General features: G+C 44.8%; 22 protein-coding genes and 1 pseudogene. 3 read left to right on the plus strand and 20 right to left on the minus strand.

Going from position 1 to position 24,640, the window contains the following annotated elements; translation table 11 throughout:
- Positions 1-14: 14 nt before the first annotated feature.
- From floA to rpsU, 3 genes are all read right to left on the minus strand, one after another.
- The gene (gene floA, locus AC1MBV_RS11760; RefSeq protein WP_255745419.1) at positions 15-1,019 is read right to left on the minus strand and encodes a flotillin-like protein FloA; all 1,005 of its coding nucleotides are present in this window, start codon (positions 1,017-1,019) and stop codon (positions 15-17) included.
- Between the two features lie 140 nt (positions 1,020-1,159).
- On the minus strand, positions 1,160-1,603 hold the full coding sequence (locus AC1MBV_RS11765) for a GatB/YqeY domain-containing protein (protein WP_255745420.1): 444 nt from the start codon (positions 1,601-1,603) through the stop codon (positions 1,160-1,162).
- An 86-nt stretch (positions 1,604-1,689) separates the two neighbouring features.
- Positions 1,690-1,869: a 30S ribosomal protein S21 gene (rpsU, locus tag AC1MBV_RS11770; protein WP_010025726.1), complete on the minus strand. Its 180-nt coding sequence runs from the start codon at positions 1,867-1,869 to the stop codon at positions 1,690-1,692.
- A gap of 279 nt (positions 1,870-2,148) precedes the next feature.
- On the opposite strand from rpsU, the gene AC1MBV_RS11775 reads away from it, so the two are divergent.
- Complete coding sequence (locus tag AC1MBV_RS11775) at positions 2,149-3,069, plus strand: Na/Pi symporter (protein WP_255745422.1); 921 nt, start codon at positions 2,149-2,151, stop codon at positions 3,067-3,069.
- Positions 3,070-3,696: 627 nt separating this feature from the next.
- Here the strand turns inward: AC1MBV_RS11775 and mtaB are convergent.
- The 11 genes from mtaB to gpr all read right to left on the minus strand — a co-directional run bounded on the left by mtaB (position 3,697) and on the right by gpr (position 16,464).
- Positions 3,697-5,052, minus strand: a complete 1,356-nt coding sequence (gene mtaB / locus AC1MBV_RS11780) for a tRNA (N(6)-L-threonylcarbamoyladenosine(37)-C(2))-methylthiotransferase MtaB (RefSeq protein WP_255745424.1) — start codon at positions 5,050-5,052, stop codon at positions 3,697-3,699.
- A gap of 2 nt (positions 5,053-5,054) precedes the next feature.
- The gene (locus AC1MBV_RS11785; protein WP_255745426.1) at positions 5,055-5,822 is read right to left on the minus strand and encodes a 16S rRNA (uracil(1498)-N(3))-methyltransferase; all 768 of its coding nucleotides are present in this window, start codon (positions 5,820-5,822) and stop codon (positions 5,055-5,057) included.
- 1 nt (position 5,823) lies between these two features.
- Positions 5,824-6,768, minus strand: coding sequence for a 50S ribosomal protein L11 methyltransferase (gene prmA / locus AC1MBV_RS11790; RefSeq protein WP_480948354.1), 945 nt, complete (start codon positions 6,766-6,768; stop codon positions 5,824-5,826).
- Between the two features lie 62 nt (positions 6,769-6,830).
- Positions 6,831-7,961, minus strand: a complete 1,131-nt coding sequence (gene dnaJ, locus AC1MBV_RS11795; RefSeq protein WP_255745428.1) for a molecular chaperone DnaJ — start codon at positions 7,959-7,961, stop codon at positions 6,831-6,833.
- Between the two features lie 186 nt (positions 7,962-8,147).
- Positions 8,148-9,998, minus strand: coding sequence for a molecular chaperone DnaK (gene dnaK, locus AC1MBV_RS11800; protein WP_480948355.1), 1,851 nt, complete (start codon positions 9,996-9,998; stop codon positions 8,148-8,150).
- A gap of 49 nt (positions 9,999-10,047) precedes the next feature.
- Positions 10,048-10,692 carry a nucleotide exchange factor GrpE gene (gene grpE / locus AC1MBV_RS11805; RefSeq protein WP_480948356.1) on the minus strand — a complete coding sequence of 215 codons (645 nt, stop codon included), beginning with the start codon at positions 10,690-10,692 and terminating at the stop codon, positions 10,048-10,050.
- Between the two features lie 29 nt (positions 10,693-10,721).
- Positions 10,722-11,756, minus strand: coding sequence for a heat-inducible transcriptional repressor HrcA (gene hrcA, locus AC1MBV_RS11810; RefSeq protein WP_480948357.1), 1,035 nt, complete (start codon positions 11,754-11,756; stop codon positions 10,722-10,724).
- 100 nt (positions 11,757-11,856) lie between these two features.
- The gene (hemW, locus tag AC1MBV_RS11815) at positions 11,857-12,999 is read right to left on the minus strand and encodes a radical SAM family heme chaperone HemW (protein WP_480948358.1); all 1,143 of its coding nucleotides are present in this window, start codon (positions 12,997-12,999) and stop codon (positions 11,857-11,859) included.
- The gene (gene lepA, locus AC1MBV_RS11820) at positions 12,992-14,815 is read right to left on the minus strand and encodes a translation elongation factor 4 (protein ID WP_255745438.1); all 1,824 of its coding nucleotides are present in this window, start codon (positions 14,813-14,815) and stop codon (positions 12,992-12,994) included. The genes hemW and lepA overlap by 8 nt, the downstream gene beginning before the upstream one ends.
- 175 nt (positions 14,816-14,990) lie before the next feature.
- A complete protein-coding gene (locus tag AC1MBV_RS11825) occupies positions 14,991-15,308 on the minus strand; it encodes a hypothetical protein (protein WP_255745440.1) in 318 nt (105 codons plus the stop codon).
- Between the two features lie 79 nt (positions 15,309-15,387).
- Positions 15,388-16,464, minus strand: coding sequence for a GPR endopeptidase (gene gpr, locus AC1MBV_RS11830; protein ID WP_480948359.1), 1,077 nt, complete (start codon positions 16,462-16,464; stop codon positions 15,388-15,390).
- A 276-nt stretch (positions 16,465-16,740) separates the two neighbouring features.
- On the opposite strand from gpr, the gene rpsT reads away from it, so the two are divergent.
- Positions 16,741-17,007, plus strand: coding sequence for a 30S ribosomal protein S20 (gene rpsT / locus AC1MBV_RS11835; RefSeq protein ID WP_480948360.1), 267 nt, complete (start codon positions 16,741-16,743; stop codon positions 17,005-17,007).
- 132 nt (positions 17,008-17,139) lie between these two features.
- On the opposite strand, the gene holA is transcribed toward rpsT, so the two are convergent.
- The 4 genes and pseudogenes from holA to AC1MBV_RS11855 all read right to left on the minus strand — a co-directional run bounded on the left by holA (position 17,140) and on the right by AC1MBV_RS11855 (position 22,084).
- Positions 17,140-18,168 (minus strand): DNA polymerase III subunit delta, encoded by a 1,029-nt coding sequence (gene holA, locus AC1MBV_RS11840; protein ID WP_255745444.1) that lies wholly within the window; start codon positions 18,166-18,168, stop codon positions 17,140-17,142.
- 330 nt (positions 18,169-18,498) lie between these two features.
- The gene (locus AC1MBV_RS11845; protein ID WP_480948361.1) at positions 18,499-20,817 is read right to left on the minus strand and encodes a DNA internalization-related competence protein ComEC/Rec2; all 2,319 of its coding nucleotides are present in this window, start codon (positions 20,815-20,817) and stop codon (positions 18,499-18,501) included.
- Between the two features lie 74 nt (positions 20,818-20,891).
- Positions 20,892-21,353: pseudogene (locus tag AC1MBV_RS11850) on the minus strand (ComE operon protein 2); the annotation flags it as partial.
- An 86-nt stretch (positions 21,354-21,439) separates the two neighbouring features.
- Positions 21,440-22,084, minus strand: coding sequence for a helix-hairpin-helix domain-containing protein (locus tag AC1MBV_RS11855; RefSeq protein WP_255745447.1), 645 nt, complete (start codon positions 22,082-22,084; stop codon positions 21,440-21,442).
- Between the two features lie 99 nt (positions 22,085-22,183).
- Between AC1MBV_RS11855 and comER the strand changes: the two genes are divergently transcribed.
- Complete coding sequence (comER, locus tag AC1MBV_RS11860) at positions 22,184-23,014, plus strand: late competence protein ComER (protein ID WP_255745448.1); 831 nt, start codon at positions 22,184-22,186, stop codon at positions 23,012-23,014.
- A 175-nt stretch (positions 23,015-23,189) separates the two neighbouring features.
- Here comER and AC1MBV_RS11865 read toward each other — a convergent pair whose 3' ends face one another.
- On the minus strand, positions 23,190-24,161 hold the full coding sequence (locus AC1MBV_RS11865) for a DMT family transporter (protein ID WP_255745449.1): 972 nt from the start codon (positions 24,159-24,161) through the stop codon (positions 23,190-23,192).
- 112 nt (positions 24,162-24,273) lie between these two features.
- Positions 24,274-24,627: a ribosome silencing factor gene (gene rsfS, locus AC1MBV_RS11870; RefSeq protein ID WP_255745451.1), complete on the minus strand. Its 354-nt coding sequence runs from the start codon at positions 24,625-24,627 to the stop codon at positions 24,274-24,276.
- Between the last annotated feature and the right edge of the window lie 13 nt (positions 24,628-24,640).

Genomic DNA, 24,640 nt, shown 5'->3' on the forward strand with positions numbered 1-24,640 from the left:
ACGAATCGCAACGGTTACTTATACTCATCGCCTGATGTATTGTCGCTGTTGTTCTCTTTGCCAAACGAGTGACGCATTTCCGTATCTGCTTTGATATTATTGTAATTCATGTAATCCATGACGCCTAATTTTCCCGATTTTAGTGCAGATGCCATGGCAAGCGGTACCTCAGACTCAGCCTCAACAACCTTAGCACGCATCTCTTCGACACGCGCGCGCATTTCCTGTTCATTGGCAACAGCCATCGCGCGACGTTCTTCAGCCTTTGCTTGGGCAATGTTTTTGTCTGCTTCAGCTTGTTCGGTCTGCAGAAAAGCACCAATATTCTTGCCGACATCAACATCGGCAATATCGATTGATAAAATTTCAAAAGCAGTTCCTGCGTCAAGACCCTTTTCAAGCACGGTCTTTGAAATCGTATCCGGATTTTTTAAAACGTCTTTATGAGTATGTGATGCACCAATTGTGCTGACAACGCCTTCGCCGACACGGGCAACAACCGTTTCCTCGCCTGCACCGCCGACTAGACGGTCAATATTGGCACGAACGGTAATTCGCGCCTTGACTTTAACTTCAATACCGTTAATGGCGACGCCGGCAATATACGGTGTTTCGATAACTTTTGGATTGACGCTCATCTGCACCGCTTCAAGAACATTTCGTCCGGCCAGATCAATTGCCGCCGCACGTTCAAAGGTCAGCGCAATATTCGCACGATGTGCAGCAATCAGTGCGTTGACGACACGGTCAACGTTGCCGCCGGCTAGATAATGACTTTCTAGTTGATTTGTATGCAAATCAAGGCCTGCTTTGGTCGCTTTGATCAGCGGATCGATGACGCGTCTTGGAACAACTCGCCTCAGCCTCATACCGATCAATGTAAAGATGCTGATACGAACCCCTGATGACAAAGCCGAGATCCACAGCATCACCGGTACAAAAGTGAAAAGAATGACAATCGCGATAATGATAAGTGCCGCAATAATTAATATCCCAACTGTTGAAGCATCTAATTGCATGTACTCATCCCCTAACTATTCATAATCTGGCACAGCCAGTCTTTACCTGTGTTCACCATACAAAGCGCTTCAAAAAAGAAGAGCTTATGTAAACAAAGCTCTGTTTGCATTTTTTAACAAACAGAGCTTCCTTTTTTCTTTTAACTTAATTTACTGCGCACGATTTTATTGATCATGCTGCCATCCGCCCGGCCTTTGACTTTCGGCATGACTGCTTTCATCACTTTGCCGATATCTGCCTTGGAGGCAGCGCCGACTTCCGAAATTGTTTCATCTATAATGGCCGCAACTTTCTCTTCAGAAAGCTGTTCAGGCATATAAGATTGGACAATTGCAATTTCATTGGTGACTTCATCAACTAGATCCTGTCGCCCTGCATTCTTAAACTCTTGGAGGGAGTCTTTCCTCTGCTTAAGTTCTCGGGCCAGAACCGCCAGTGCCTCGTCATCGGACAATGGTTTACCAAGCTTGATCGATTCGTTCTGCAGCGATGTCTTGATCATGCGAATAACCGAGAGACGAGCTTTCTCCCTCGCTTTCATCGCTTGTTTCATATCTGTAGTCAAACGATCAACAAGGCTCATTTGTAGTGCTCCTTTTTCGATAGTGTCCAAATCGCAGGGAAAATCGCAATCATTTATAAGCAAATTCCCTTTGTTGAACAAATCTCTTAATATCTGCGGCGTTTTTTACGCGCAGCCTCAGATTTCTTCTTACGCTTAACACTTGGTTTCTCGTAATTTCTCCGTTTCTTAACTTCTGCTAATGTACCGGATTTAGAGACCGACCGTTTAAAGCGTCGCAGCGCATCTTCAATCGATTCATTCTTCCGAACTCTTGTCTCGACCATCTTTGTTTCCCTCCCTCCAAAAACGAAAACAACTCAACTGACATCTTTTATGTCAATTGCCATTATATACGATAAAAAACAAATTATCAAATTTAGGAAAGCGTTTTTTCCATACTTCTCTAAAATTATACATTGATCTAATCAATAATTGAGGCTGTTCATTTATTTTTGCCAGTCGGTCTAACCAGCGATTCTTTTTTCAGGTCAATTATTTTGCATAGAAATTTTTTTGTCATTCCTGATTACCCTTGTCCATACAATAGGACGAGGTGATCGACCGTGGATCAGCAGGTTATTCTTTTTATTTTATATATTTTACTTTTTTTATTCGGTATGGGTGTCATGACAGGCGGAATGCATGCATTGGTAGGAAACCGAATGCGTCGAACACTTGAGCGTGCCGCAAGTACGCCATTAAAGGGGCTTGTGATCGGCACATTTGCGTCTATGCTGCTGCAGAGCAGCTCTGCCGTGACAATCATTACTGTCGGCTTAATCGGCGCACAGGCGATGCGCTTTTCGCAAAGTGTCGGTATTATTCTTGGCGCCAATATCGGCACAACCTTGACCGGAGAAATTGCTGCTTTGCCTGTTGGTTCCATTCATTATGTTTTTTTAGGAGCAGGATTGCTCACCATGTGTCTGCCGTTTCGCCGCTTTTTTTCGATTGGATCCTTCCTATTCGGCATCGGCTGTCTGTTTGCATCAATGAACGGCTTCAGTTCTTTATCTGAAACTCTTGTTCAATCGCCGTTTATTCGCGATCTACTTGTCGATGCCAACGAGAGTATGATTTACGCAGTCATTGTCGGCACACTATTTTCGGCGATCATACAATCCAGTTCCGCAACCCTGCTTGTTTGCATGGGCTTTTTAGACCACAATATTTTGTCACTTCCTGCTGCAATTGCAATCATGCTCGGCTCGAATGTAGGCACATGTCTCACAACTTATATTGCAAGTCTCGGAACCGGAAGGGAAGGACGATGGACCGCATATACTCATATTCTTTTCAATGTCCTGAGCGTTATCGTCTTCTTTCCGTTCATTCACTTTATGTCCGACTATTCCATGATGATCGGCGGCACCGGACGAGCAGCCCTCGCTCACGCCTCCGTTCTTTTCAACCTAATCACTGGTTTTATTGCTGTGCCTCTGGCAGGTCCGTTCGGTCGCTGGGTGGAGCGCACCCGATTATAAGAAAAACCGGGCACAAAAACGCCCGGTCCTTAAATCATGCCGGATTTTGATTACGCTCCGGTTGCTCGCATCAACTGAGCGCGACCGCGGGCAGTCCGGGAGCCTCCTCAAGCAAACTAATACCTGCGGGGTCTCCCCTGGCCTGCGATCAACAGAGCCGCTCCGCAGGAGTCTCGCACCTGCGCGTTTGGCTCACAACCTTTGGCTTTGGCGAAAATCATATACTTTCTTTCCTTGTAAGAAAAACCGCGCAAAAGCGCCCGGTCCTTACTTTCACAGGACGTGATGGCTTTCGCGTTGCATACAGGACGCATGCGTATTTAGCGAAAGCTCCTTTATTGAAAGCTCCTTTGCAAATATTGTTTTTGATCATTAACCTTGTGCTTGAAAAGACCGTTCTATTTTCATAAATTATTTTGGTCCTTCATTAAGTTAACGAGTAAAATAAGCAGAATTTTTCCGTCTATTTCTCAGATTGGGTGCTTGCTTGCCTGATCGCCCACCCGTATCCTATGACGTTGATCATCGTACCAGCAAGGAAGAACGATATACTTTCTTTTCTTGTAAGAAAAAAACCTGCCGATTGGCAAGTTTTGATTACAGCAGGTAAATAGATGTGCTTAAAAGTCAGCTTAAACCCATTGCTTCTGAGGGTTCATTTTCCGCAATGCGCACATATACACCTTCATTTATTGGATAGCCTGTTTTTATGAGCTTAACACGGACCAATTTTCCAACAATATCCTTAGATGGATATTTAAATTTCACTTTTAGATAGTTATCAGTAAATCCTACAAAATAACCATCAGGTTCGCGGTGATTCAAGGGTTCCTCCGGAATGACTTCCAGCACTTGATTAAGATACTTTTCTGCATAGTCCGCTGAAAGTTTGGTTGACAATTCAATCAAGCGGTTAACACGATCATGCTTGACTTCATCAGGGACTTGATCCGGCATGCCTGCTGCCGGCGTACCCGTTCTCTGCGAATATGGAAAAACATGGAGTTCTGAGAAATGAAGATCCCGAATGAAATCATAGGTTTCCTGAAACTCTTCATCTGTCTCTCCCGGAAAACCGACAATGACATCCGACGTCAGAGCAAAATCAGGCAGTGCTTCACGCAAGCGCGCAATTTTCTCCGCAAAAAAACCTGTTTTGTATTTGCGGTGCATGCGCTCGAGCACACTGTCCGAACCTGCTTGAAGCGGAATATGAAGATGTCTGGCCAGAATCTTTGATTTGCCCACAACATCAATCACTTCATCAGTGATTTGGCTCGCTTCAATTGAAGAGATTCTCAAACGCTTCAACCCGCGCACATTCTTCTCTAAATCGCGCAGCAGCTGCGCGAAATTGTAATTGTCCATGTCTTCGCCATAGCCTGCCGTATGTATTCCGGTCAGAACAATTTCCTTATAGCCGGCGTCGACCAGCTGCTGTGCCTGCTTCAACACATTCTCAGGTTCGCGGGAGCGTAAAAGTCCACGTGCCCAAGGAATCACGCAAAATGTGCAAAAGTTATTGCATCCTTCTTGAATCTTCAGTGATGCCCGTGTTCGATCCGTAAACTCGGGAACATCCAATTCTTCGTAAATTTTCGCTTTCATAATATCACTTACACCGTTAATCGGTTCCCGATCTTTCCGGTACTGATCAACGAACCCAAGCAAGCGATTACGGTCTTGCGTACCGACAACAATATCTACCCCGGGTATAGACATGACTTCAGCAGGTGAGGTCTGAGCATAACAGCCCGTCACGCAAATAACAGCATCCGGATTGTTGCGAATGGCACGACGAATCGTCTGTCGGCTTTTTTGGTCGCCCGTATTTGTTACCGTGCATGTATTAATGACATAAACATCTGCATGTCTTTCAAATTCAGCACGATCATAGCCGCTCTTCTTAAAAAGCTGCCAGATCGCTTCGGTTTCGTAATGATTGACTTTGCATCCTAAAGTGTGAAAAGCAACAGAGGGCATTTTTAATCATCCACCTCACAATTTAGTAATTCAAAATGATAGGAAATTGCTGACAACAGATAGATTGCTGCCGTCTCGGTTCTCAATATTCTTGGACCAAGTCCGCAAAGTAAAAAGCCATGATCTTCAAGTTTCTTTGCCTCATCGACAGTAATACCGCCTTCCGGGCCGATAACTGCCAGCAGTCGGTCACCTTTACTCATCTTTTTCAATAGAGTGGGAAATCCAGCCTGTGCACCGGATTTAGCCGTCTCCTCAAAAGCAACCATTTTAAAGGGGTAGGAGGTCCCAAGGGCGATCAATTGATCAAGGCCCATTGGTTCGCTCAGCTTTGGAATATACAGGCGATGAGATTGTTCTGCGGCTTCCTTGCTGATTTTCTCCAGACGAAGCCGTTTTTTGTCCTTTTTATCTTTTTTCCAAAGCGCTATTGATCGCTGGGCTTGAAAAGGGATAAAAAGGGAGGCGCCGCATTCCGTCCCCTTTTGAATGATTGTATCAAATTTATCGGCCTTGGGTATGCCTTGAGCAACGGTCACCTGAATGGGAAGCTCAGGATTGTTCGTCATTTTTTGCTTAATGATTGCGCAGACCTGTCCTTCATCAGTGCTCTCAATAGAACAAAGATAAGCTTCCCCTTTGTTATTGGCACAAATAAGCGGATCAGAAGGCTTCATGCGCATCACCTTTTGAATATGACGAGCATCATCACCGGTAATGACAACTTTATTTTCAGTAAAATGATCCTCAGGAATAAAGTAACGCTGCATTTCAATTCGCCTTCTCAGCGACGAGGGCAACCCAGTCACCGGAGTCCAATTCTTCGATCACGCGCAATCCGGATTTAATAAGTGCTTCTTCCACTTGATCTTTTTTCGGTCTGATGATGCCTGAAGCAATAAGTTTGCCATCTTTTTGCAATAGATTTGCGACTCCGCCTTCTGCCAACCGGATCACAAGTTCGGCAAGAAGATTGGCAACAACAATGGTATACTTGCCTTCGACATTGTCAGAAAGGTTGTTGCGGCTGACCGAAACAACATCTTGAACTTTATTCAATTTGACATTAATTTTGGCAGATTGAACAGCTACTTGATCCAAATCCACTGCAGTGACCCTCGCTGCCCCCAACTTTGCCGCCGCAATGGACAATACACCGGTGCCGGTTCCGACATCAAGCACCTCAGCATGTTCAGACAAATATTTTTCAAGTGCCTCAATACAGAGCACGGTTGTCGGATGTGTCCCTGTACCGAATGCCATTCCGGGGTCAAGCTCAATCACCTTTCGATTCGGATCATCCGGTTGAAATTCTTCCCATGTAGGAGCGATATAAAAATGTTCACCTACACGCACCGGTTTATAATACTTTTTCCAAGCGGTTGCCCACTCTTCCTCATTATGCTCGCTGAACGTAAGACGCCCATCACCCATGTCGATATCATACAAAAGAAGGTTGTTCAGCGATTGCTTAATTTCTTCAACCGTTTCTCCAAGAAAGCTGTTGACAGGCAAATACGCTTTTACGTTTACGCCTTCAATCGGATAGTCAGCGGGATCAAGTGAATATTCCGCACCGTCATCGGATTGAAATGTTTTTTGCAGATCCTGAGAATCTTCAATAACGACACCGCCTGCGCCGGCTTCATAGAGAACATTAGTCACCGGCTCGATCGCTTCTTCAGTTGTATGAATACAAATTTCCGACCATCTCATCGCGTAAGTGGATTCGCTCCTTGTAGATGTTTCATTTTTTATTCATTGCTTAAAAAGAGTGATCAATCAGCCTTAAATACTTTTTTCATCTTGCCAAGGATGCCTTCATCATCTTCACTTAATTTATTTCCACTAAGTTCAGCAAGTTTCTTGAAAACTGCTTTTTCTTCAGTGGACAGATGCTTCGGTGTGACAACCTTAACGGTGACATGTTCATCGCCTTGACCATAGCCTCTGACATTCTTGATTCCCTTGCCTCTCAGGCGAAATTTGGTGCCGGTCTGAGTTCCTGCAGGAATACGCAGCTTCACGTTTCCATACAGAGTCGGTACTTCGATTTCATCGCCAAGTGCTGCTTGGGCAAAATTCAAAGGAACATCCAATAAGACATCATCACCGGCTCGTTGGTAATATTTATGCGGCTTGACACTGAATACAATGTACAGATCTCCTGACGGTCCTCCGTTCACTCCTGGTTCACCATGACCGGATAAACGAATCTGCTGGCCGTCGTCAATACCCGCAGGAATCTTGACTTCGATCTTTTTGTTCACTTTCATCTTGCCTGTGCCTGCACAAGTTCCGCATGGATTCTTAATAATCTTGCCGGTGCCGTGGCAGTACGGACAAACGCGTCGATTCACAATACGTCCAAACGGTGTATTCTGTTCCTGATTCAATTGCCCGGTACCGTGACAATGAGAACATTGTGCCGGCTTAGTACCCGGCTTCGCACCGGTTCCGTGACAAGTCGTACATGTTTCTTCCTTCGGTATCCGGATATCGGTAGTTTTGCCGAACGCGGCTTCTTCAAAGGTAATTGACATCTCGTATTGCAGATCCGATCCCTGACGCGGAGCATTAGGATCACGGCGTCTCGAACCGCCGCCATTAAAAATTTGATCAAAGATATCGCCGAACCCGCCAAAGTCGGCACCGCTGAACCCTTGAGCTCCGCCAAAGCCTCCTTGATTCGGGTCTGCCTCGCCAAATTGATCATACTGCGCTCTTTTTTGAGGGTCACTTAAAGTCTCGTAGGCCTTTGTGACCTCTTTAAATTTTTCCGGCGCATCCGCATCTTTATTTACATCGGGATGGTATTTTCGTGCCAGTTTTCGAAACGCTTTTTTAATTTCATCCTTCGAGGCGTCTTTATTTACGCCTAGGATTTCGTAATAATCCCGCTTACTCATCAAATCACTCCCGAAATGATTTCACATAGAGTTTATCATATCATTCGCTTGACTGCTTAAGCAAGAAAAAGCCAAAGCCAGAAACCATGTCCGACTTCGACTTTCTCACAAAAAATTGCTTTCAGGCTTAATCATGGAAGCTGCAAAGCGCTCCGTTGAACAGATCAATAACTAGCGTATGACTGATCAGTTCTTTTTGTTCTTGTCTTTGTCCTCATCATCGACTTCTTTGTAGTCAGCATCAACAACATTGTCGTCGTCCTTTTTACCGCTAGCTGAGCCTTGAGCACCTTGAGCTTGTTGTGCTTGCTGTGCCTGTTGGTACAACTTAACAGAGAGCTGTTGAACGATTTCATTCAGTTCATCTTTTGCAGCCTTGATTGCTTCATTATCTTTGCTGTCCAATGCTTTTTTCAGCTTATCCTTAGCTGCCTCTGCTTTTGATTTCTCAGAAGCATCAACCTTATCGCCAAGGTCTTTCAGTGTCTTTTCCGTCGCAAAAATTAATTGGTCTGCTTCATTACGGAGATCAACTTCCTCTTTACGCTGCTTATCTGCATCGGCATTTGCTTCAGCATCCTTAACCATCTTATCAATTTCTTCGTCGCTTAGACCTGAAGACGATTGAATCGTGATGGATTGTTCCTTATTCGTACCTTTGTCTTTTGCTTTAACATTTACAATACCGTTTGCATCAATTTCGAACGTTACTTCAATCTGCGGAATGCCGCGTGGAGCCGGCGGAATATCAGTCAATTGGAAACGTCCAAGCGTTTTATTATCCGCGGCCATCTGGCGTTCACCTTGAAGCACATGGATATCCACGGCCGTCTGGTTGTCCGCTGCCGTTGAGAACACTTGCGATTTGCTTGTCGGGATCGTTGTGTTGCGATCGATCAATTTCGTGAACACACCGCCCATTGTTTCAATACCAAGTGAAAGCGGAGTAACGTCAAGCAGTACGACATCCTTAACATCGCCGGTGAGAACGCCGCCTTGAATTGCCGCTCCGACGGCAACAACCTCGTCAGGGTTTACACCCTTGCTTGGTTCCTTGCCTGTCAGGTTCTTGATTGCTGCTTGAACAGCAGGAATACGAGTTGATCCACCGACGAGAACGATTTTGTGAATATCGTCCATCGTCATATCTGCGTCGGACAATGCCTGACGAACAGGACCCATCGTCGATTCAACGAGGTCTGCAGTCAATTCATCGAATTTCGCACGTGAGAGATTCATTTCCAAGTGTTTCGGACCGGTTGCGTCAGCAGAGATAAATGGCAGTGAGATTTGAGCCTGTGAAACACCGGAAAGCTCTTTCTTTGCTTTTTCAGACGCATCTTTCAAACGTTGCAGCGCCATTTTATCACCGGAGAGGTCAATACCGGTTTCCTTCTTAAATTCACTGACTAAATAATTGATAATGCGTTCGTCGAAATCGTCGCCGCCAAGTCTGTTGTTTCCGGCAGTTGCTTTAACTTCGAAAATGCCGTCGCCTAGTTCAAGAATAGATACGTCAAACGTACCACCGCCAAGGTCGAAAACAAGAATCGTCTGATCTTCGCCTTTGTCAAGACCATAAGCAAGCGATGCTGCCGTTGGTTCGTTGATAATTCTCAGAACTTCGAGTCCGGCAATCTTACCGGCATCTTTAGTTGCCTGACGTTGAGCGTCATTAAAGTAAGCCGGTACCGTGATAACTGCCTTTTCTACTTTTTCGCCAAGATATGCCTCAGCGTCTGATTTCAATTTTTGAAGAATAATTGCTGAGATTTCCTGCGGTGTATATTTTTTACCTTCCGCCTCAACCTTATAGTCCGTACCCATATGACGTTTGATCGAAAGAATCGTATTCGGGTTAGTTACTGCTTGGCGTTTTGCCACTTCACCGACCTGACGTTCGCCATTCTTAAAAGCAACAGCAGAAGGAGTAGTACGCGCACCTTCCGGGTTAGGAATAACGACCGGTTCGCCGCCTTCCATAACTGCCACACAAGAGTTTGTTGTTCCTAAGTCAATACCAATAATTTTACTCATGTTCATTTCCTCCTAATATTTAAAAAACATTAAGTTTGAACCGTCTAAATCAAGAGCTGACCTTCACCATTGCCGGACGTATCACTCGGCCATTAAGTGTGTAGCCTGCTTGAAGCACCTGTATAACTGTGCCTGATTCATGCTCGCCGCTTTCTTCCTGCATCACGGCTTGATGTACGTTGGGATCAAACGGTTGATGCAAAGAAGGAATTTCTTCAACGCCTTCTTTTTTAAGCGCGCTTTCCAATTTCGACAAAACCATTTCCATTCCCTTTTTTAAAGCCTGAGCATCTTCAGACACAGCTTCGACTGCAAGTGCACGTTGAAAATTATCAAGCGTCTCAAGCATATCAGAGACAAGATCCTGAGCCCTGAACTTGCGTGCATCTGCTTTTTCTTTGCTCGTGCGTTTACGAAAATTATCAAAGTCTGCTTGCGTTCTGAGCCGCTGATTCGTCGCTTCGTCTGCTTGCTTTTTCAGCTTGTCAATTTCCGCTGTCTGCTCAGCAATTTTCTTCAAGAGCACATCAGTATCCGGAGTAGCTTTGTCAGTACTCTCGGCGTCAGCGCTTTTCGGATCACCTGCGGAATTGGCCGCCGCAGCTTCGGCGGTTTCACCCTCAGTCTGCTTTTTTTTCATTTCTTCTGTTTCTTCGTTTGTTTTGTTTGTTTCTTTATTTGCCTGCTCTGTCATAGGCTCACCTCCTGAAAGTAATGAAAGAACTAGCGATCATGCCGCTCTTGTTTATTAAGATTCTCGGTCAGCAATTTGGAAACCATGTCAATCAGTGTGATAACACGCGGATATGCCATTCGTTTCGGGCCGATCACCGCGACCGTTCCTAGGTGCTCGCCTCCGACCGAATAGGTAGTCGTAATCAAGCTGCAGTCCTCAATGCCATTCAGTTTATTCTCGCGTCCTATGCGAATATGCAAGCCATTGGACGGCATACTCATTAATTCGCGAATGAGCTCTTTTCCTTCAAGCACGTCTAGAAGCGGTATGATTTTATCAACATCCTGAAATTCCGGCTGAGCCAGCATATTGTTTTTTCCGCTATAAAAAATCTGCTCCGGATCACTAATCGTAAGACTGTTATTCAACAAAGTCATGACGCGCTTGTAATCGCGAACATGCTCGCGAAGCACACCGGAAATCTCAGCATTCAAACGGCTTTGGAGTTGATATAGCGGCACCATGTTCAGCTTGTCATTCAAAATGTTGACTATTTTTTCAATATCATCCGCATTGATTGATTTGGGGATTGCAACGACTCGATTTTCCACATGGCCGGTATCGGTTACGATAATCAGAACAGCTTGATTCTGATTGAGCTTAACCATCTGAATGTGTTTCAGCTTCATTTCCAAAAGTTCGGGACCAAGCATGATCGCCGTGTAATTCGTGAATTCGGAAAGAATCTTAGCCGTCACACGAATCAGTTCCTCGGTCTCGGAAAGTCTCTCATGATAGGCATGACGTATATTTCCAAGCTCGTCATCGGAAAGCAAGACCGGCGACAACAAATGATCAACATAAAAACGATAACCCTTTTCCGACGGCACTCTCCCGGAGGAGAGATGTGTTTTCTCAAGATAACCCATCTCTTCCAGATCTGCCAGTTCGTTTCTGATCGTTGCCGGGCTGAATGTGACATCTTCCCTCTTAGCAATGGATCGCGAACCGACCGGCTCTGCAGAGACAACATAGTCATTAACCAGTAATTGCAGCAAAAACAATTGACGATCAGTTAACATCTCATGGATCACCTCTGTTAGCACTCGTTCTTCCTGAGTGCTAATTCTACATTAAAATTTACCAACTTCGTTCCTGTTTGTCAAATGTTTTAGGACATTCTTAAGAAATTAAAAAGGCTTCAAAAACATTGTTTCCTAAAAAAACACCTTTTTGAGTCAATGCGAGCCGGTCGTCCCGCTCATGAAGCAGGCCCTGTGCCTTTAATTGTTCTATTTCTTTGCCATATATTTGCTCAATCGGTCGACCGAATTTTTCATTGAAGTGTTCGATACTGACGCCTCTCATAAGACGAAGTCCGAGAAACATTTCTTCCTCCATTTTCTCAGTAACTGTTACTTCATGCTCGGAGACTCTCGCGTTCCCTTGTTCACGAACATGCTCAATATACTTTTTCACCGGGCCGGCATTGGCATAGCGAACACCCTTCCAATACCCATGTGCACCCGCTCCAATACCGTAATATTCTTCATTGTGCCAGTACATTGAATTATGAATGCCTTCATAACCCGGCTTTGCAAAATTACTGATCTCATAATGATGAAGTCCATGTTTCTCAAGCTCCAAGATAATTTGACCGTACATGTCGGCTTCAATATCTTCTCCGGGCAGCTTCAGACTTCCGCTTTTCATTCGATTATAAAAAATAGTTTTCGGCTCAAGCTGGAGCGAATAAATCGATATATGCGGTGTTCCAAGGCTTAAAGCGCGTTCCAGTGACTCATGCAGAACGGTTTCAGTCTGTCCCGGCAGTGCAAACATCAAGTCAAGCGTAATATTATCAAATCCATGTTCTTGTGCAAGCCGAATTGCATCCTCCGCATCTTTTGCTTCATGCGCCCTGCCGATTTTCTTCAGCAGGTGATTGTCAAAGGTTTGGACACCGACACTGAGCCGAGTGACACCAAATCGTTTCATAATCTCCAGTTTCGCTTCATTTAAGCTCTCCGGATTCGCTTCAACCGTAAATTCTTTAATCGACGGACTCATTAAATAGTGTTTAATATCAATAAAAAGCCGTTCAAATTGTTTTTCATTAAGTGCGGTCGGTGTGCCGCCGCCAATATAGATGGTCTCAGGCAGCCCGTCCGCTCCATAGCTCCGCATTTCCAAAGCGAGTGCGTCCAAGTAATCGTCAACCGGCTGATTTTTCATAAACACCTTATTAAAATCGCAGTAATAACAAATGTGGTCGCAAAAGGGGATATGGATATATGCCCCGCGTCGCACCTGGCGGTTAATCATCATGACTCATCCGGAACACGGACATGAACGCTTCCTGCGGTACTTCGACACTGCCGACCGCTTTCATCCGTTTCTTGCCTGCTTTTTGTTTCTCAAGCAGCTTGCGCTTACGTGACACATCGCCGCCGTAGCACTTAGCGAGCACATTTTTTCGAAGGGCTTTGATCGTTGATCGAGAAATGATCTTCTGACCAATCGCCGCCTGAATCGGCACTTCAAATTGCTGGCGCGGAATCAATTCTTTCAACTTTTCAACAATCGCTTTGCCGCGGTCATAAGCGAATTCTTGATGCACGACAACCGAGAGTGCGTCCACTTTTTCACCGTTGAGCAAAATATCCATTTTCAACAAATCACTCACGCGATAGCCGTCCATCTCGTAATCGAGAGAGGCGTAGCCTTTCGTGCTTGATTTAAGGATATCAAAAAAGTCGTACATAATCTCAGAAAGCGGCAGATCATAAATCACATTCGTTCGATTGGCATCGAGGTATTCCATTGTTTGGAATTCCCCACGTTTTCTTTGACAAAGCTCCATAATGGCACCAACGTAGTCATTCGGTGTCATTATTGTTGCCTTGACATAAGGTTCTTCAACCTCAGCGATGTATTTGCGCTCCGGCATTTCCGATGGATTACCCACGCGTACACTAGAGCCATCAGTTAATTTAACATTATAAATAACACTTGGTGCTGTCGCGATCAAATCAATGTTGAATTCGCGTTCCAATCGTTCCTGAACAATATCCATATGCAGCAATCCGAGAAATCCGCAACGGAAGCCAAAACCGAGTGCTTCTGATGTTTCCGGTTCGTACTGCAACGCGGAGTCGTTCAATTCAAGTCGACCGAGCGCCTCTCTCAGATCTTCATATCGAGCCGTATCAATCGGATACAGTCCGCAGTACACCATTGGGTTCATCTTACGATAGCCCGGCAACGGCTTGTCCGCGGGATGCTCAGCATGCGTCACCGTATCGCCCACTTGCGTATCATGAACGGATTTTATAGAAGCTGTAAGGAAGCCAACGTCTCCAACGGATAATTCTTCGCGATTTTCAATCTTTGGCGTCGAAACACCGACCTCCAGTACCTCGAATGTTTTTCCGTTCGCCATCATTTTAATTTGATCGCCGACACGAACGGTTCCTTCGACGACACGGATATACACGACAACACCGCGATACGCATCATAGAGCGAGTCAAAGATCAGCGCTTGAAGTGGCGCATCCGGATCACCGGCCGGTGCAGGAATTTTCTCAATAATTTGAGCGAGAATTTCATCTGTTCCAATTCCGGTTTTTGCTGACGCAAGGACCGCATCGGATGCATCGAGACCAATCACATCTTCTATTTCCTGTTTCACTCGGTCTGGGTCGGCATTCGGCAGATCAATTTTATTAATAACCGGGATAATCTCCAGGTTGTTTTCTAAAGCAAGATAGACATTCGCCAAGGTCTGCGCCTCAACGCCTTGCGCTGCATCCACAACAAGCAGCGCACCTTCGCATGCGGCAAGGCTCCGTGAGACTTCATAAGAAAAGTCGACATGCCCTGGCGTGTCGATTAAATGAAAGATGTACGTCTCGCCGTCTGGCGCTGTATAATTTAATTCAACCGCGTTCAGCTTGATTGTAATTCCGCGTTCACGTTCAAGATCCATCGCGTCTAGCGTCTGCGCCTTCATTTCTCTTTGCGTAAGCGCTTGTGTCGCTTCCAATATACGATCGGCCAATGTTGACTTGCCATGATCGATATGAGCGATGATTGAAAAATTACGGATCCGCGATTGACGCGTTCCTTGTTTCTCTGACATAATTGTTCCTCCTGCTTCCAAAAAACATCACTTAATCTCGATTATATCAATCCCGAAGGAACGTTTCAATGAAGAACCCAAAAGCTTACATCAGCTGAGTTTCTCTTGAGGCAAAGCTTCTGATAAAATGAAAAACCGGTCAGGATTCCCGACCGGTTCGGCATGCAGATGATTATCATGAAACAAAGATTTGGATCAAGCCGTCAACAAACGCTGCAAGCGCACTGACTCCCCACAAGAAAAACCGCTGCACTTTATCGGACAACGAATATCCTTTTTGTTCAGAGATACCATTGACCTCTTCACTTTTCGCAGGATTTGGTAAAGAATCCAATTTATTTTGAGGAATCACAATTTGTTGTTCATGGCTAGCCGTACTCGTTGTTTCAGCCGTCTGGGGCTGCTGCGCGTCGCGAACGGTTACCGCACCGTAAAGTCCGCATATGAGAAGCACCAACAATACGACAAAACATTCAATAACAAAGCGTTTCATTTGTTCGCCGCTCCCTTCGCCTTAGGGCTTGTCCTTTGTTCGTTACTTCATCTTATGCCGGATCGCAGCAAATCATGTATTAATGTGTAAAATGTCCGACATTCTTTTGATTCACCTGATGATGCAGGGCTGCGTTCAATCCTTCAGCGATCACATTGCCCATTTTTTCAATAAAAAAGTCAACTTCTTTTGGTGTCACCATCATCTGAGTTCCGCTCGCCCCAAGCGCTTCGCGAATCAATTGTGCTTTTTCTTCTTCGCTCAGCGTGCCGACCATGCCAAGGAATGCCGCACGCTTCTCCTTACTTGGCAAATTTAATTTTTTGTAATCTACTTTTTCTCCAAAAGACATCCAAGAAGGCGCAAGCGACTTAGATGGCTTTGTATCGCTCATTTCCCGTTCAAAGTGGCGAAGAAGCAGATCAAGTGAATCGCTCGTTATCGTTACCGCATCAACGACAGTCGGTACGCCAATTGCGATCACCGGAATTCCTAAAGTCTGCATACTCAATTCTTTACGATTGTTGCCGACTCCCGAACCAGGATGAATTCCGCTGTCAGCAACTTGAATCGTCGTATTTACCCGCTCAATCGCGCGTGCCGCCAACGCATCAACTGCGATCACAAAGTCGGGTTTTGTTTTCTCAATGACGCCAAGAATAATATCGCTTGTCTCGATACCGGTCACGCCCATTACCCCAGGAGTTAAGGCGCTGACAGGACGATAGCCGGGCTGGACATTTTCCGGCTGAAGATCAAACAGATGCTTGGTAACAAGGACATTCTGCACGACACTCGGCCCCAGTGCATCAGGGGTGACCTTCCCATTTCCTAAGCCGACAAGGAGGCAGCTTGCATCGTCCGCGATAGACAACTGCTTCAGAAATTGAGCAAAATACTTAGCGAACACTCGCTCCATCTTACCCTCAATTTCCGTATCCGCCGAGCGAAGCTCCTGGGCCTCAAAGGTCAAGTAAGTTCCCGGTTTTTTATTCATTGCCGCAGCAGCCTGCCGATCAATAGTCATCGAGGTGATTTTTATACCGGATTCCTTATTTTCTTCGCTGTGCAGACCTTGTAATGCCGGTCTCTTCTCGCTTTCTTCAATCGCAAGGTCAGTACGGACCGCAAACTGTTTGACGTCCAAATTACCCATAGGTTAAAGTCTCCTTTACTTTTGCTAAAATCAACGAGCAGATGATGAAGTCGCGTAGATCGACATTTAATATCTTTTAAAAGGATGTTCATTTGTGCTTTTTTCATTCATTCATTGCAAAAGGCTGTAGCCTTTGATACAATACAGTTTGTCAGAATGAATCTCTGCTCATAGGAATAGAGGCTTTATCAGCCTATCGTTTATTTATATAGGAACGTGATTATTTCGGCGGAGTTAGTATGATGACCGGGAATTCATGATTTGGAGGTGAATCGAATGCCAAATATTAAATCAGCAATTAAACGTGTAAAAACGAGCGAAGCGAACCGTCAGCACAATGTGCAGTACAGATCCGCAATGCGCACAGCGATTAAATCATTCAACACTAAGGTTGAAGAAAAAGATGTTGAAGGCGCAAAGGTCGCTTTTGTTGCTGCAACGAAGAAGGTCGACAAAGCAGCAACTAAAGGCTTGATCCATAAAAATAAAGCTGCTCATGAAAAATCAAGACTGTCCAAGAAATTGAACGGTTTAGACGCCTGATTATTAAAACTCTTGCTCAGCAAGACTTTAGTGCAGACAGAAGAATTGGCGCAGGTGCACCTGCGCCAATTCTTCTGTCTCTTTATTTATTAAAACGGCTTGCTTGAAAAAGCAGGCCGTTTTTGTTGTTTATTAAGCTGTTTTCGTAGAGATATCGACGATTAACAGCTCAAGCGCCAGCACTTTATCTGCTTGTCCTGTCTTGATCTTAAAGTCCGTTTCCGAGCATTTTTCGAGCGCATGCTGCAGCACTAGGGCATCAAAAAGCCGTGTCTGCTCCAATGCCAATTTTACTGCGTAGGGATGAACACCAATTTTACCAGCAATATTATTCTGAGTATAACCTGCTTTCTGATAATATCCTGCCTGATAGACAATACGAAACTGCCGCTCCAAAAGGGCAAGAAGCTTCAAGGGTTCCTCTTTCATTCGCACAAGCTCATGAAGCAATTGCAATGCTTCGGCCGTTTTTCTATGCATGACTTGATTTACAAGCAGAAAGACATTTGTTTCAAGAGATTTTGACCCAATCTCCTCAACCACCTGTGCATCAATCGGTCGATCTGCTCCGCAATAAAGCGCGCATTTGCCAACCTCATTAGCAAGCTGGCCAAGGTGCGGACCAATCGCAGCCATTAACTGTTCATGTCCTGCCTTCGTATACCTTGCACCATGTTGAGCGGCAACATTTTCAAGAATGGCGAAGAGCGTCGTATCCGTTAAGTGAGACAGTTCATAAACAACTGCTGTTTTTTCAAGCTTCTTTACAATTTTTTTTCGCCGGTCCAATTTTTCATAAGGGGCGATAACCATCAACACCGTACTTTCAGCGGGATGTTCCATGTATTGTTCCAAACGGTCAATTTTTTGTTCCATCTTCGTTTTTGTTCGTTCACCGGTCAAAAAGTAGGCATTATCCATGATTACGACTTTCTTTTCGCCGAAAAACGGAATCGTTTCCGCATCTTCTACTGCATGTTCAAGCGGGACCTCAGTCATATCATATCTTGAATAGTTGAAATCACGTTCCTCGTCGTTTAGTGCCTCTTTTGTAATGTTGCTCTTCATCAATTGGATGAGAAAATCCTGTGTCCCGAACAACAGATATACCGGTGCAAGGGGCTTGCTGATTGATAAGTTTGCTGATTTAGGCACTGCCATCTATGTAATCATCCTTTGTCTGCGAATTATCCGGAGCTTGAGAAGTGACGCTCGCATATCTTTACTTTACCGTCCGGTTGCCCTATTGACAAGCTTCTTCTTTTACACGGCCTTTGATTGAAAGACCGCGATACGCATTGTTTTCTTTCCGAACGTAAAAAGAAAGCGGCTGAAAGCCGCTTTCTAAATATATATGAACGCCGACAAACGAAACCTAGGACAACGCTTGTCAGGCGATATACATTACTCTCTCTAGGTTATCCTATGAGCGAAAAAAGTATGGGTGACAGCGGACAACTTTCAAATAAAAAAGGTGGTAATCAGGGTAAATTATGGTGAACCGGCATGTTCCCAAATGATCACTTGTTGTTGATTAAACCAGAACCGGATTGCCCCCAATTGATCTGTACGCAGTACACGGACACTGTGTTCACTCAGCTTCTCAATGACCTCTTGGTGAGGATGTCCATAACGATTCCCTTTTCCGCTTGAAATAATTCCGACCGTCGGACTAAGATGAGTGAGCCATTCCTCAGATGTCGACGTTCGGCTGCCATGATGACCGAGCTTGAGCACATCAGCATCTATATGCGGATAACGTTCAAGCAGCTCTTTTTCACCAGTTTGGCTTAGGTCACCGGTAAATATCCACTCCTTGCCTCCTAACGTTACATGAAAAACAACTGAATTATCATTGCTCTCCTTTGATTGTCTACTTGGCGAAAGCACATGAAACGCGGCATTCCCCATTTTCATTGTCATACCCGAATGAAGATCATTAATCGTCGTCCCATCATGTACCATCAATTCGAAAAGGGCACGATCCTTGGCGTTTGGATTATGATACGGACTGATCAGCAATTGATGAATCGCTATTTTCCCAGCGATTCCTTTCAATCCTTCGACATGGTCGGCATCGCGATGTGTTAATACGAGAGCCTCAAGGTGAGTGGCTCTCAAAGCGAGCAGTTCGCGCAAAACGACATCTCTTCCGACTTCGAACGGTCGGTTGCGCTCACGCCATTTTTCTTGTCCAAATTCAATCGTTCCTCCGGTATCAATCAGTACATTGCCTCTGTTATGAGGCAATCGAATCAAAATACTATCCCCTTGCCCGACATCAAGAAAGGTGACGGAACCGCGGGTATCCAGCTGATCGGTAGTCCATACCATTCCATAAATAAGAAAAAATGGAACAAGCAGTGCGAAAACCGATTGAATCGAGCGAAAATACTCCCAGACAATGAGGGATATGAAAATTAAAACCAAGGATATTCCGATTTGCCAGCCGGATAATGCGCCATAGGTTAATTGCATAGGCATATGACGTGACAAATAGAGTAAAAATTGGTGAGGAACAAAAAGAAGAGTATCTACAGTATATGAAAAAAATCCGGAAAGATCGGAGAACAATAATGTGATGAAATAACCAACGGCACAGAGAGGCAAAATAACAAAGGTAATGAATGGAACGAAAAAGATGCTAAGCAGAATGCCCGCAAGAGAAAGTTGATAGAAGTTCGGCACAATAATCGGAAAAGTCGCGAGTTCGCAAATCAACGAGAGAACAATCATGCGCAGCATAGGCGATTGATACGATCGGATAACCATTGGACCGGCAATTAAAACGACAAAGGTAACTGTGAAAGAAAGCTGAAAGCCTAAATCATACACGACCCTTGGATCATAGAAAACCATCAGCAAACATGCAATGGAGATCGAGTCGGAAACGGGCAGTTTCCGCTTCTTCATTAATGTGAAAAGCAGTACACAGCCAGCCGTTATTCCGGAACGCACGATTGACGGCTCAGCGCCTGTGATCACAACATACATGGGAAGCAGTATAAGAATCAGCAATGAAGCATGTTCGCGTACCATGCCTATTCGCCTGAGCAGATAGAATAAAGTGCCGAACACCACGGCGACATGCATACCTGAAACAACAAGCAGATGAACGAGGCCAAACATCCTATAAGCATCCGACAAATCGGCATCCATCTGATCATCTGTTCCCAGCAGCAAGGCATTCATCATCTCTGCAGTTGTTGATGTAAAGTGTGCAGAAATAAATGTGACCTGATTTTGGCGAATGCGTCGAAGCCAATCGAGAATCGACAGATCAGTATCACTGTAGCTGGGAATCTGAGCAGCCTTCATCCGCCAAAAAATGTGATGCCTCTCAAGGTACAAACGCTGATTAAAGGCATGAAAATTACTGGGCTGTTCAGGTCTTTCAAGTTTTCCCGTCACTCGGCACTTCATGCCGGTTTTCAATTCACGTATCAATAAACGCTTTTGTTCCTTCGTCGCAAGCCTTACATCAACCATAATAGACTCGCCTTGATTCGTCTTCATCTTGAAATGAAGGCGATCACCATCAAATTGAGGAAGGTCAGTAATCCTGCCATGCAAAACTTGCTGGCGATCCGACAAAACGGTATCATTCTTTTGAAAAAAGACGAGATCAATTTTTATGATCAAAAAGATGAGCAGAAGAATACCGAAAAGTTGATACTTTCTCAAAGCAATTAGGTAAAGTTCATATGCGATAAACAGAGCTGCTGGAACGATTGGATTCGCACTTAGAAATGTCCATGCTGCCAGACATCCCGACACCGCAAGTAAATGCCATTTACCGGAAACCGGCATCTCGACCCAGCTTTCTCAAGATTACGATATAAAGTTCAACACTGAACAAAGTCAGATCCCTCCGATCATCGGATTTCTTCTTTCTTTGCCACCTTCAGTTCAATAAAATTGTCAAAAGGCACTTTTTTAACCGTTACATGAGCTGCCTCAAACAGTTCCTTCGCATAAGGATGATTTTTGTAATCCTTTGCAAAGTAAACGCTTTTTATTCCTGCTTGAATAATCGCTTTACAGCACTGGACACATGGATAATGCGTCACATAAATTTCCGCATCTTCTGTCCGTTCACCGAATTTCGCGCACTGTAAAATCGCGTTCATTTCCGCGTGAATGGTACGTGCACAATGCCCGTCGATCATATAACATCCCTCATCCGTACAATGCGCGCCGCCGGCAATCGAGCCATTATAACCGCCGGCAATAATTCTCTTGTCGCGTACAATGGTCGCTCCGACAACCAGCCTCGTGCATGTACTCCGCGACGCAAGCAAATGGCTTTGTGCCATAAAATATTGATCCCAAGAAAGTCTCTCCATCCGTTAACATCCTCCTGAATTAATAGCCTGTCCCTATTGTATCAGAATCTGCCCATTCTCCGCTGAGACATTTATCAAATGTTTGTTCATTGAAGCGATATATTCGGTTTCATTTTTTCAAGCGACTTGTCGCCAATACCGGAAACATTGGTCAATTCATCAACACTCTTAAAAGGACCATGTTCCTCGCGATAGTGAATAATTGCTTTAGCTTTTGCTGGTCCCACTCCCGGGAGATTCTGCATCGTCTGTTCATCAGCTGTATTCACATGAACCATTTCCCCGCTTTCCTGCTTTTCCGTCACATTCCCGGTCGATTCCACCAAGACATTCGGCTCTTTTTCTCCTTGCTTCGGAACATAAATGACCATCTCGTCAGTGAGCTTCTGAGCCAGATTAACTTTGTCACGGTCCGCCTGCTTACTGAATCCTCCTGCCTGCTCAATTGCATCGATCACTCGGTCCGTCGTTTGGACATGGTAGATGCCTGGTTCGCGCACTGCCCCTTTTACATCAATAATGAATTCTTCAACCCGTTCAGGCTCTTGCTTGGTTTTTTCGACGGCCTGACTCTTTGAATCCGCCGATCCGGATAATAATTGTTCGCTTTTCTCTAGCTCCGCTTCAGTTTCGTTTTTTGCTTGGTGCTGGTAAAAAAACCAAAGTACAAGCAGTACCGCAACGGCTAAGACGATCAGTCCTATTTTCTTTTTCATCCATCGTATACTCAAACCAATTCCTCCCAGTTATAGTTGGTGTCAGTCATATTCCGTCGGCTCAATACATAGGTTCAATAAGGATACACTGAAGAGATATTGGGGTGGAGAAAAATGAGGATCGGCATGATTGGAACAGGGAATATGGGCGCGCTGCTTGTCGACGCGCTGGTAAAAAGCAAGGCGATAAAGCCTAAATTTATTACCGTGATGAATCGAACAAAAAAGAAAGCCTTAGATCTGGCAGAAAAGCACCACCGATTGTCGGTCAGCGAATCGCCAATTAACGTTCTCCAAAATGCAGATATTGTGTTCCTTTGTGTAAAACCCGGCCAGTTTTACACCTTACTGGAATCATTACGCGGATCTTGGCATCCGGGTCAGATCGCCGTCTCAATCACGAGCCCGATTTCCGTGAATCAGCTCGAACAGATGATTCCCTGCCAAGTAGCACGTGTTATTCCCAGCATTGTCAATCAAAGCCTTTCGGGCAGTTCACTTGTCACGTTCGGATCAAGTATGACCGATCTTTCGAAAAACAAACTTTGGGCTATTCTCTCTCAATTTTCTCATCCGATCGAAATTGATGAAGAGAATATACGAGCTGCTTCAGACCTGTCCAGCTGCGGACCTGCGTTTCTTTCTTTTTTACTGCAAAAAATGATCGACGGAGCCGTAAGTGCGACATCACTCTCCAGAAAGCAGGCGACGCAGCTAACGACAGAAATGATTGAAGGGCTGGGCAAACTTTTTGAGGAGCAAACCTATACGCTTGAAGAATTGCAGAAAAAAGTGACGGTAAAAGGTGGTGTAACGGGTGTTGGCTTAGATATTTTAGAACAAGGGTATCAGGATGTTTTTGAAAAGCTGTTCACAGAAACGCAGAAAAAATTTATTGAAGATAAAGCAGCAGTGAATGAAACATTTGAGGGAGAGAAGAGCTAACTTGAGACCAATAATAATTACTTCTCCACTGCGATCACATTTCCTTCTTTTAAAAAAAATTAAGTTAGGCCAACATGTTCCGTACTTTTGAGCAGCTCTTTGATTCATCAGCAGTCACAGCAAAAAAGATCCAAACCAACGTTCAGCGATGAATGATCGGTTCAGATCTTTTCGTTTATTCATGTGCCTCTGCCGCCTGCATCGGCACATCCGAAGGCCTTGAAAATAGGCTGTGCAGGATCATACCTGCCATAATAACCAGCATACCAAGCCATGAAATAAGCGACGGCAAAGGTGCTGATAAAAGGACAAGTTCACCGAGTACGGTAAACAATACCTCCATTGATTGTGTCGCTTCAACGGCCGCTAATTGCTGCATGTTCCCGCGTACAAGATCAGTTGCTGAAAAGAAAAGGATCGTCGCGATAACTCCTGAACTGATCGCAACAATTAATGATTGAATAACTTGAGTTTGGCTTGGTCTGCCAACTGATACCGCGCCATATACCGCAAGGATCAGCCAAAACGGCATGCTCGCCAGTGTCATACCGAAAACACGCTGATAAGTATCAAGCCGATCGCCGCACACATCCATCATTTTTCGATTGCCAAGAGGATAAGCAAAAGCAGCAATGACAACCGGAACAACAGCCAAAAGCGCAGTACTTGCAGAAAGACCGCTCGTCTGCTCCACTTGAAGAAGCATAATACCAATTAAAATAATCAGAGACAAAAAAAGACCTTTAATCGGAATGCGTCCTCTTACACGGATCACTCCTGCTGTCGTCTGTACCGTCTCATAAAACAAAGGAGCAAGCAAAGAACCGGCAATAATCGTAAACTGCCAGGTTCCGGCGATCAGCCATCCTGGCGCAAAGCTTGCCGAAAAACAAAGCGGTGCATAAAACATACCAAAACCAACAGAGCTCCATACGACCCAGCGCACCCAATCTGATTTCATCTCACGCAGCACTTGCATAAAGTTGCCGCGCAAAAGGACAAGCAGTGCAAGGAATGGAAGCATGAAAAAATAACGCAAGGCGCCGCTCCATATCCAGCTTCCCCCGGACAGCTCCATCGAATGGTTGAAAATAAAGGCGGCTGCGAAGAAAAAAGCAGCAGACACGCCGAGCAGTATCGCTTTCAATGCTCTCCTCCTCATTCCAATTCATGTGGTCATTTTAGCTTTGAACAACATGCTTCTTTAAATAATTATGTAAAAGAAAATGTGGAGACAGTATCTCCACGTTAATTTTAGTTTACGAAGGCTTTTTTTCTAATGTATATAACGGGGCGTCTCCCCATAATTTTTCCAATTGATAGTAATCGCGTTCATCTCTATGGAAGACATGAGCAATGACGTCACCAAGATCAATCAGTACCCATCGAGCCTGATCATAACCCTCCATTCGGTGAACCTCAATGCCGTTTTCCAGTGCAGCTTTTCGAAGCGCCATTGAAATGGCTTGTACTTGTTTGTCAGAATCACCATGACAGATAATAAAGTAATCCGCCATAATTGAGATTCCCTGCATTTTTAAAATGACAAGATCCTGAGCCTTTTTGTCATCCGCTGTTTCCGCGAGATATTTAACCCATTCTTCACTATTCATTCAGTCACCTCAT

It is taken from the genome of Sporolactobacillus sp. PKPK-6, assembly GCF_056678885.1.